The sequence below is a fragment of the Arthrobacter sp. Dra40 genome (genome assembly GCF_059091905.1).
Window position 1 is genome coordinate 1 of the sequence record NZ_JBNHHB010000225.1, and the last position, 7997, is coordinate 7997.

Genomic DNA, 7997 nt, shown 5'->3' on the forward strand with positions numbered 1-7997 from the left:
GTATACACAGAAGAGCTCTGGTGGCCGAAATCGGCACGTATTTTCGAGTTCTGTATACAGAGTGAGCTGGGCCGTGGCCCGCACGCGGCGTTGCCGGGCTTGTGGGAGTCGACGTACGGCGGGGCGGGCCTGCGTGCCCTCGGAAGGTGTCCGGTCCCGGACGCGGGGTAAAGGGCTGAAAGGGCCCGCAACATGGGCCAAACCTTAGACCTCAACTTGAAGCTAAAGGCTCGCCGATCATCAGCGTCCTGCCGATCGATGGCACAGGGTGCGCTGTAACCTTGTCAGGAAGAGGTACGGCAGCGAAACGATGGAAGCTGGGTTTGATACGTGAGCAGCGAACAAGGTTCGACAACCACTCTGCGGCAAGCGGACGAGGATGTCCTGGGCCCCACCGGCCGCCCGCTGACCGAGTTCCCTGAGCCGCCCGTCCTGACCTCACATGGTCCCGCGCGGATCGTGGCAATGGTCAACCAGAAGGGCGGCGTCGGCAAGACCACGTCCACCATCAATCTGGGTGCCGCCCTCGCCGAGGCCGGACGCAAGGTGCTGTTGGTCGATTTCGACCCGCAGGGCGCGCTGTCCGCGGGGCTCGGCACGAATCCGCATGAGCTGGACCTGACCGTCTACAACGTGCTCATGGACCGCAAGACCGATATCCGTGAAGCGATCCAAGCCACCGACGTTGAGAATATCGACCTCCTGCCGGCCAACATCGATCTCTCCGCCGCTGAAGTTCAGCTGGTCAACGAAGTTGCCCGCGAGCAGGTCCTGGCCCACGCGCTGCGCAAAGTCGAGGACGACTACGACGTCATCCTGATCGACTGCCAGCCGTCATTGGGTCTGCTCACCGTCAACGCCCTGACGGCAGCCCACGGTGTGATCATTCCGCTGATTTGCGAGTTCTTCGCGCTGCGCGCCGTTGCGCTGCTGGTGGAAACCATCGAAAAAGTCCAAGACCGGCTGAACCCGCGCCTGCAGATCGACGGCGTACTGGCCACCATGTACGACGCCCGGACGCTGCACAGCCGGGAGGTCATCGGCCGCCTGCTGGAAGCATTCGGGGACAAGGTCTTCGAGACAGTGATCAAGCGGACAATCAAGTTTGCGGACGCCACTGTCGCCGCCGAGCCCATCACCAGCTATGCCGGCAACCACGCCGGTGCAACCGCTTACCGCCAGCTGGCCAAGGAGCTCATCGCGCGCGGCGGCGCTCCCTGATGATACCGGCGCCGGCAGCGACGGCGCCGGCGGGTGGTCTGCGAACCCGGGAGGATTCCCTGCCCGCCGTTCCGGGGCCGGGTGACGGCGGGAAGCCGGCGGGCTTCGCCGTCACCCTGGACAACTTCAGCGGACCGTTCGACCTGCTGTTGGGGCTGATTTCCAAGCACGAGCTGGACATCACCGAGGTGGCGTTGGCCCGCGTCACCGACGAATTCATTTCCTACATCCGCCGATTGCAGGCCGACGGAAACGACAAGGCCCTGGACGAAGCCAGCGGGTTCCTCGTCATCGCGGCGACCCTGCTGGATCTCAAGGCCGCCCGCCTCCTGCCCACCGGCGAGGTGGAGGACGACGAGGACATCGCCCTCCTCGAGGCCCGGGACCTGCTCTTTGCACGGCTGCTGCAGTACAAGGCCTTCAAGGAGATCGCGGCGTTGCTGGGGCAGCGCCTTGCCCGCGAAGCCGAACGCTTTCCACGGCAGGTCTCGCTGGAACCGCAGTTTGCCGCGCTGCTGCCCGAACTCATCTGGCGCACGCCCTTGGCCGAGTTCGCTGCCCTGGCCGCCAAAGCACAGGAACCGAAAGAGCCGGCCCCGACCCAGGTCGGGCTCTCACACCTGCATGCGCCGCCAGTCAGCGTCAAGGAGCAGGCTGCCATCCTCGGGGCGCGCCTCAAGGCCGGCCGGCCGTTGTCGTTCCGCGCGCTGACCGCTGATGCCCAGAGCACGCTCGTGGTGGTTGCCCGCTTCCTGGCGCTGCTGGAGATGTTCCGGGACGCCGTCATCGCCTTTGAGCAGGCTGCCCCGCTCGGTGAGCTGACGGTCCGGTGGACTGGTCCGGACACGGAGTGGACCGGCGAAAACCTCAGTGAAGAATATGAAGACGCTCCGGTAGCGGAGACGGCAGCCGGCGAAACGGAGGGACCCGATGACTGATCCTGTGGAGCACGCCGCCGCGCCGGAAATCGACGTGGAGCAGTTGCCCGGCGGCCCCCGGGCTGCCCTGGAAGCGGTCCTGATGGTCATCGATGAACCGGCCACGGCTGTTGAATTGGCCACAGCGCTGGCCCTGCCCGTGGAGACGGTCAACACCCTGTTGAGGGAATTGCAGCAGGATTACGACGGCGAAGCCTCCGCCGGCGGCCCGCACGCCGCGGCACCGCGGGGCTTCGAGTTGCGCAACATAGCCGGCGGCTGGCGGATCTTCTCGCGCAGCGATTTTGCGCCGCTGGTGTCCCGCTTCGTGCTGGAAGGGCAGACCGCACGGCTGACCCAGGCTGCATTGGAAACGCTGGCGGTCATCGCTTACCGGCAGCCGGTCTCGCGCGCCCGGGTTTCGGCCATCCGCGGAGTCAACGTTGACTCCGTGGTGCGCACGCTCACCCAGCGCGGACTGATCGAGGATTCGGGCACCGATCCGGAGACCGGAGCCATCCTGTACAGGACCACCTCGTATTTTCTGGAAAGATTGGGGATAGGAAGCATCGGCGAACTGCCGGAGATCGCCCCGCATCTGCCGGGGCTGGAAAACCTGTCCGAGTACGACGACGCTTCGCTCTAGGCTGCCGGCCTGCGGCAGCAGCAGACCATTGAAGTAGTTTTTACGGGTAAGGATCCACCATGACACAACCGCCTCGTTCCGGCTCCGGACGGAACAATCCTCGCGGCGGACACCGTCCCGGCGACGGCCGCCGCTCAGGCGATGCCGAGCGCCGCCCACAGGGCGGCTCCGCCCAGGGGCGCGGCGGTACCGGTCACGGGACCGGTACCGGCGGCGCCGGCCGCAACAGTGCCGCAGGTTCGGACCGAACCGCCAGCGGCGGCTCAGGCCGTTACGGCGGCGGTACCCCGGACAGCCGCTCTGGTGCCGGCGACGGACGGGGCAAGGCCCGCAATGACTTCGGTAAGAACGCCAGCCAACCGGGTGCCCGACGGGGCCCGGCCGAGCCCGGTGCCGGCAAGCAGGGGACGCGCAAACCCTCGACGGCAGGCCCGGGAGCAGGAAAGCCAGGCACAGGCAAGGCAGGAGCCAACAAAGCCGCCGGCAAGAGCGGTGCGGGCAAGGCACGCGGCGCCAAGTCCCAGCGTCCGGCCGGGCCGCAGCCCTTTGGCAGGGAGCGATTCGGCCAGAACCTCGGCCCGGTGAGCCGGCCGGGACGGGCCACGCGCACGGGGACGGGAGCAGCGTCCGAACTGCACGATCCCGAGGGCGTGCGCCTGCAAAAGGTGCTCGCCGGGGCCGGTGTCGCCTCCCGCCGCGTGTGCGAAGAGCTGATCCAGGCCGGCCGGGTGGAAGTGGACGGCGTGACCGTTCGCGAACTCGGCGTGCGGGTGGACCCGTCCCGCGCGGTTATCCATGTAGACGGCATCCGGGTCCAGATGGACGAAACGATGAGCTATCTGGTCTTCAACAAGCCCAAGGGCGTGGTCTCCACCATGGAGGACCCGGAAGGACGTCCCTGCATCAGCGACTACCTCAAGCCCCAACAGGGCCAGCGGTTGTTCCATGTCGGCCGGCTGGACCAGGCCACCGAAGGGCTGCTGCTGCTGACCAATGACGGTGAACTGGCCAACCGGCTGACCCACCCCTCCTACGAGGTGCCCAAAACCTACTTGGTGCAGGTCCGCGGCCCCATGCCGCACGGCGTCGGCGCGCAGATGAAGGCCGGGATCGAGCTGGAAGACGGCGTATCGTCGGTTGATTCGTTCAAGCTGGTCGACTCGACGCCCGGTCACGTCTTGGTGGAAGTTGTGCTGCATTCGGGCAAGAACCGCGTCGTGCGCCGGTTGTTCGACGCCGTGGGCTACCCGGTGGAACGGCTGGTCCGGATCCAGGTCGGCCCCATCCGGCTGGGGGACCAGCGTCAAGGCAGCGTCCGCGCCCTGGGCCGCCAGGAAGTCGGACACCTGCTGGCCCTGGTGGGGATGTAGCCAGTGAATCCGGCGAATGTGCAGGCCACCCATTTGTCCGGGCCGGTCTTGGTGATCGGGACCGGACTGCTCGGAGCCAGCATTGGCCTTGGCCTGCGTGCCCACGGAATCGATGTTCTGCTCTCGGACCCTTCACCGTCCGCGCAGGCGGTCGCACAGGACATAGGTGCCGGGCGGATCCTGCCGCCCGGCGAGACGGTGGAACCGCAGCTGGTAGTTGTTGCGGCACCGCCGGATGTGACAGCTGCCGTGGTGTCGCGGGCCCTGCGCGATTACCCCGATGCCGTCGTCGTCGATATCGCGAGTGTCAAGACTGCCGTCTTCGAGGCCCTGGTCAAGGACCCGGACCTGGACCAGGCGGACCTTGGCCGCTACGTCGGAACACACCCGATGGCCGGGCGCGAGAAGTCCGGCCCGGTCGCCGCCCGCGGCGAGATCTTCACCTCGATGCCGTGGGTGTTGTGTCCCTCGGATATGTCCCTGCCGGGTGCCGTGAAAACAGCGCAGGCGCTGGCGATCGATTTGGGGGCGGTGGCTTCCCGGATGTCTGCGGACGAGCATGACACCTCGGTCGCTTTGATCTCCCACCTGCCGCAAGTAATGTCTTCGCTACTGGCCAGCAGGCTGCAGGACACCCCGGCGCATGCCTTGTCCCTCTCCGGCCAAGGCCTGCGCGACGTTACCAGGATCGCTGCCAGCGATCCTGCCTTGTGGGTACAGATTCTTGGTGCCAACGCCTCGCGGCTCGTGGACATCCTGTACGGCGTCCGCGAAGACCTCGAACGGCTGATCACGACGTTGGAGCATCCGGAGGCCGACGGCGCCCGGTTGGACATGGCGCAGCTGATCAGCGAAGGAAACGCCGGCCAGGCCCGGATTCCGGGCAAGCACGGGGCCCCTCCGCAGGCGTTCGCCTGGCTGACGGTGCTGGTCGACGATACGCCCGGCCAGATTGCCCGACTGCTCACGGAGATCGGCGAAGTGGGCATCAACTTGGAAGACCTCCGCCTGGAGCACTCTGCCGGGCAGCCAGTGGGACTGGCGGAGATCGCGGTGCTGCCCAGCAAGCGCCACGAACTGATCGATTACTTAACCTCACACGGATGGAAGGTTGTGCAATGAGCGCGGCGGAAGTGGACATGGCTCGTTACCGGCAGGGCAAAGCGCTGGTGGTGGCCATCGACGGGCCGTCGGGCTCCGGCAAGTCCTCCGTCAGCAAGGAAACAGCACGCCGGCTGCACGCTTCCTACCTCGACACCGGTGCCATGTACCGTGCCGTGACCTGGTACTGCGTCAACACCGGCGTGGACCTGGCGGATGCGGCCGCCGTCGAACAGGCGTGCCGGGAAGTTGACCTGCAGATCAGCACCAATCCGGACGATGAGTACGTGCGCATCGGCTCCACCGACATCACCGATACAATCCGGGAGCCGTCGATTTCCGCCTCGGTCAGCGCTGTGGCGACCACGCTGGGGGCGCGGGCGGAGCTGGTTCGCCGCCAGCAGCAGATCATTGCGGATTCGGGCCGCCGAATCGTAGCCGAGGGCCGCGATATCACCACAGTCGTAGCGCCCGACGCCGAGGTGCGGCTGCTGCTGACCGCCAGCGAAGAGGCGAGGTTGCGCCGGCGCGGCCTCCAATTGGGTGGAACACAAAGCGACGCCGCCCTGCACGAGCAGGTGCTCGCCCGCGACGCCAAGGATTCGACGGTCGTGAATTTCTCGGAGGCCGCCGACGGTGTATTCACCGTGGATTCGTCCGATCTGGACTTCGAACAGACAGTGGCAGCGGTGCTCGCCGTCGTGCGCCATGCCGCACATTAGCCTGCCCCACCCTGCAATCACCGGCGCCGAACGCCCGGGGTGACGGCCCGGCCTGTCGATGTGACGTTCGGCACCCCCAAGGCCTACTGGAGGCACCCCTCGGTGCCTGGCCGTGTTTCAATGGACACTGCAGCCGAAGAGATCCGCCGGCAGCTGTCCGGCCGTGTCCGGCACAGTGTGGCGTTCACCGGGCAGCCGCTTTCGGCCATCAATGCCCGCGACGACTTTCGGCTCGCCGCCTACCCAGAAGGAACAGACGATGAGTGAGACCCAGCCCGGATCTTCCCCGGCGGACCGGCCGGCAGACGAGGAATACCGTCCGGCGGGCGAGGACCGGATCGCCGAGCACATGCTTGAGCTCGACGACCACGAAGCCGAGTTGCGTGCCGCGTCGCTGCGCGCCGGCTTGGCCGATTACGATCTTGACGACGAAGACGCCGCACTGCTGGCCGCGGCCACCGAACCCGTGTCCGAGGACGAACCGCTGCGGGTGGCCCCGGTGCTGGCGATCGTGGGCAGGCCCAATGTGGGCAAGTCGACGCTGGTGAACAGGATTCTGGGCCGGCGCGAGGCCGTGGTCGAAGATACCCCCGGCGTCACCCGTGACCGCGTCTCCTACTCCGCGCACTGGAACGGCCGCCCCTTCACCCTGGTGGATACCGGCGGTTGGGAGCACGACGCCCGCGGCATCCATGCCCGCGTTGCCGACCAGGCGGAAATCGCGGTGGACATGGCCGATGCCGTCCTGCTGGTCGTTGACGCCAATGTGGGGGCCACAGCCACCGACGAAGCAGTGGTGAAGATGCTCCGGCGCAAGAAGAAGCCGGTCATCCTCGTGGCCAACAAAGTGGACGACATGGCCCAGGAAGCCGAAGCCGCCACCCTCTGGGGCCTCGGCTTTGGCGAACCGTACCCGGTATCGGCGCTGCACGGCCGTGGCACGGCCGACATGTTGGACGCCGTCATGGAGGTGCTGCCGGAGTTCTCCGCGTATGGGGGACTGGAACGTACCGGGGGGCCCCGCCGGGTAGCGCTCATCGGCCGCCCGAACGTGGGCAAATCATCGCTGCTGAACAAGCTGGCCGGCAGCGAACGGGTGGTGGTTGACGAGCTTGCGGGCACGACCCGCGATCCGGTCGACGAAATGATCGAACTGGGCGGGCGCACGTGGCGCTTTGTTGACACCGCCGGGATCCGCCGCCGCGTACACATGCAGCAAGGCGCCGATTTCTATGCCTCCCTCCGCACGCAGGCCGCGCTCGAGAAGGCGGAGGTCGCCGTCGTGCTGCTGGCGGTGGACGAAGTGCTCAGCGAGCAGGACGTGCGCATCCTGCAGCTGGCCATCGACTCCGGCCGGGCTCTGGTGCTCGCCTTCAATAAGTGGGATCTGCTGGACGACGACCGCCGCCGCTACCTCGAACGCGAGATCGAGCAGGACCTGGCACACGTCGACTGGGCTCCGCGCGTGAATATCTCGGCGAAGACGGGCTGGCACAAGGACCGGCTGGTACCGGCGCTGGACCGTGCCCTGGAGTCCTGGGACAAGCGCATCCCCACCGGGCGCTTGAATGCCTTCCTGGGCGAATTGGTGGCTGCCCACCCGCACCCGGTGCGTGGCGGCAAGCAGCCACGCATCCTGTTCGGCACCCAGGCAACATCCCGGCCGCCCAAGTTCGTGCTGTTCACCACCGGTTTCCTGGACCCGGGGTACCGTCGTTTCATCACCCGCCGGTTGCGGGAAACATTTGGTTTCGAAGGCACCCCGATCGAGGTCAGCATGCGGGTGCGCGAAAAGCGGTCGCGCAAGCACTGATGCCGCGGACCCTGGGCTGCCGTCACCGGCAGCCCAAGCCTCGGGCCGGCCCCCAAGGGGCGGCACGGCGGTGAAGGCGGTGGTCATGGCGCGGAGAAAAATGCTGTATTGTATTTGAGGTGGTTCCGCCGGATGCATGAAGGCGGAGCTTCGGGTTGTGGCGCAGCTTGGTAGCGCACTTGACTGGGGGTCAAGGGGTCGCAGGTT

8 protein-coding genes are annotated in these 7997 nt (G+C 66.8%); all 8 read left to right on the forward strand.

Features of this window, described 5'->3' with window-relative positions:
- Positions 1–330 precede the first annotated feature (330 nt).
- The 8 genes from AC5RWT_RS31925 (at position 331) to der (ending at position 7790) form a co-directional block, all read left to right on the forward strand.
- Positions 331–1221: a ParA family protein gene (locus AC5RWT_RS31925; RefSeq protein WP_493967309.1), complete on the forward strand. Its 891-nt coding sequence runs from the start codon at positions 331–333 to the stop codon at positions 1219–1221.
- Positions 1221–2159 carry a segregation and condensation protein A gene (locus AC5RWT_RS31930; RefSeq protein WP_494083724.1) on the forward strand — a complete coding sequence of 313 codons (939 nt, stop codon included), beginning with the start codon at positions 1221–1223 and terminating at the stop codon, positions 2157–2159. Before AC5RWT_RS31925 ends, AC5RWT_RS31930 begins: the two co-directional genes overlap by 1 nt.
- Positions 2152–2784, forward strand: coding sequence for an SMC-Scp complex subunit ScpB (scpB, locus tag AC5RWT_RS31935; protein WP_494083725.1), 633 nt, complete (start codon positions 2152–2154; stop codon positions 2782–2784). Before AC5RWT_RS31930 ends, scpB begins: the two co-directional genes overlap by 8 nt.
- 59 nt (positions 2785–2843) lie before the next feature.
- Entirely contained in the window at positions 2844–4154 is a 1311-nt protein-coding gene (locus AC5RWT_RS31940) for a pseudouridine synthase (RefSeq protein ID WP_494083726.1), read from the forward strand.
- A 3-nt stretch (positions 4155–4157) separates the two neighbouring features.
- Positions 4158–5276 carry a prephenate dehydrogenase gene (locus AC5RWT_RS31945; protein WP_494083727.1) on the forward strand — a complete coding sequence of 373 codons (1119 nt, stop codon included), beginning with the start codon at positions 4158–4160 and terminating at the stop codon, positions 5274–5276.
- Positions 5273–5977, forward strand: coding sequence for a (d)CMP kinase (gene cmk / locus AC5RWT_RS31950; protein WP_494083728.1), 705 nt, complete (start codon positions 5273–5275; stop codon positions 5975–5977). The genes AC5RWT_RS31945 and cmk overlap by 4 nt, the downstream gene beginning before the upstream one ends.
- Positions 5978–6097: 120 nt before the next feature.
- Positions 6098–6244, forward strand: coding sequence for a hypothetical protein (locus AC5RWT_RS31955; protein ID WP_494083729.1), 147 nt, complete (start codon positions 6098–6100; stop codon positions 6242–6244).
- Positions 6237–7790 carry a ribosome biogenesis GTPase Der gene (der, locus tag AC5RWT_RS31960; protein WP_494083730.1) on the forward strand — a complete coding sequence of 518 codons (1554 nt, stop codon included), beginning with the start codon at positions 6237–6239 and terminating at the stop codon, positions 7788–7790. The genes AC5RWT_RS31955 and der overlap by 8 nt, the downstream gene beginning before the upstream one ends.
- Positions 7791–7997: the final 207 nt, after the last annotated feature.

What these genes read in the sequence shown, in the direction of transcription:
- AC5RWT_RS31930 (WP_494083724.1), top strand. Translation starts at nt 1,221, where the DNA reads ATGATACCGGCGCCGGCAGCGACGGCGCCGGCGGGTGGTCTGCGAACC.
- scpB (WP_494083725.1), top strand. Translation starts at nt 2,152, where the DNA reads ATGACTGATCCTGTGGAGCACGCCGCCGCGCCGGAAATCGACGTGGAG.
- AC5RWT_RS31940 (WP_494083726.1), top strand. Translation starts at nt 2,844, where the DNA reads ATGACACAACCGCCTCGTTCCGGCTCCGGACGGAACAATCCTCGCGGC.
- cmk (WP_494083728.1), top strand. Translation starts at nt 5,273, where the DNA reads ATGAGCGCGGCGGAAGTGGACATGGCTCGTTACCGGCAGGGCAAAGCG.
- AC5RWT_RS31955 (WP_494083729.1), top strand. Translation starts at nt 6,098, where the DNA reads ATGGACACTGCAGCCGAAGAGATCCGCCGGCAGCTGTCCGGCCGTGTC.
- der (WP_494083730.1), top strand. Translation starts at nt 6,237, where the DNA reads ATGAGTGAGACCCAGCCCGGATCTTCCCCGGCGGACCGGCCGGCAGAC.